Annotated in this window: 1 protein-coding gene; it reads right to left on the bottom strand. The window is 65.9% G+C overall.

Annotated elements, in window-relative coordinates:
• Positions 1-572: 572 nt before the first annotated feature.
• Positions 573-1,214: a DNA-3-methyladenine glycosylase gene (locus OTB19_RS42865; RefSeq protein ID WP_267804277.1), complete on the bottom strand. Its 642-nt coding sequence runs from the start codon at positions 1,212-1,214 to the stop codon at positions 573-575.
• Positions 1,215-1,381: the final 167 nt, after the last annotated feature.

Raw genomic sequence — 1,381 nt, 5'->3', positions numbered from 1 at the left:
GGATCAAACTCTCCATGAATGTTTACCCGTAATCGGGTGCACACGCACTTAGAGCGGGCCGATCATGTCGGAATAAGACCGATCGACCACTGCGTCCTCGCTGTGTAATCGCCTGCAAGCACCACAACCCGAAAGTTGTGACCTCACAGGTCTTTTTCAAAGGAACCTCATCCACCGAAATGGACGGGGTATCAACTTTTGGCGTTGATTTTTGGCACGCTGTTGAGTTCTCAAGGAACGGACGCTTCCTTTGTTCCTGTTTCCAGGCCCTCCGGGCGCTTCCTTCGTTTCCAACTCTACCAGATCATTTCCGCGCCCTGCTTCTCGAAAGTCGCAGTCGGTTTGGATTTGAATTCGGTGGCCGTTGGGGGCCTGTGCCTTTCGGCGCTCCACCACGTTAGCGCTTTTCCCTTGGGGCTCATAATCGGGCCGTCGGATTCGAATTCGGGCATGCCGAAATCGTCCCCGCCAGGGGTAGTCGTCGTGTGAGTGGTTTGGCCGCTCTGGGGGTCTGCGAAGGCAGTACCCCGTTCAAGCGGCTCGGGCTACGTTAGGCGTCCCCGGAGGGCGAGTCAAGTCGAGCGTCGGCGGGGCACGTGGGCGCGGTACGGGCTGACCGTCGGGTCGTCGGTGACCCAGAAACGGTAGGGATGGCCGGCGCCGGCGCCGCCGACTCCCGTGCGGGGGCCGTTGCTCACCAGGTCGGGTGGGGCGGGGGTGCCCGTGAGCAGGGACAACAGGGAGTCGGGACCGTCGCAGAGGTCGGTGCCGTCCAGGGAACGGTCCACGTCCAGGGCCGTGGCCAGGCGGGCCGGGCCCTTGGCCAGTTCTCCGTCCCTCCTGGCGGTGAGTCGACGCTTGCGGGCGAGCTCGGCGCCCACCGTCACCTCGCCTGCCCGCAGCAGGACCCCGCTCGCGCGGCCCGGGGGGCCGCACACCAGGTTGAGGCTGAACCACATTCCGTAGATGAAGTAGACGTACGCGTGTCCGGGCGGCCCGAACATCGACGCGTTGCGGGCCGTGCGGCCGCGGTAGGCGTGCGAGCCGGGGTCCGCCTCTCCCTCGTACGCCTCGACTTCGGTGATGCGTAGTTCCAGCGGGCCGTCCGGGGTCCGGCGGACGAGGGTCCGGCCTAGGAGGTCGGGGGCCACGGTGAGGACCGGGCGGTCGAAGAAGGACCGGGCCAGGGGCGTACGGTCGGGGCGCGCGCTCATCCAATCGAGGGTAGTGGAACGCGCGCGGCTGCAACCGGGGCCTAAGTGGTCTGCGTCGTAAATCCTTCGGGGGTTGACGTCGGGCTTGGCGTGCGCTTGCCCGTGTCAGGTGTCGAGACCGGTGAGGTGGAGGTGGCAGGCGGTGTCGAGTGCGTCCTCGGGGGTGC

This window comes from Streptomyces sp. H27-H5 (assembly GCF_026627505.1).
Lineage (GTDB): Bacteria > Actinomycetota > Actinomycetes > Streptomycetales > Streptomycetaceae > Streptomyces.
This window is presented reverse-complemented; position numbering and strand designations above follow the sequence as displayed.

Bases quoted from the DNA above. Each gene is read 5' to 3' on its own strand.
- OTB19_RS42865 (WP_267804277.1), bottom strand. From the start codon at position 1,214: ATGAGCGCGCGCCCCGACCGTACGCCCCTGGCCCGGTCCTTCTTCGAC.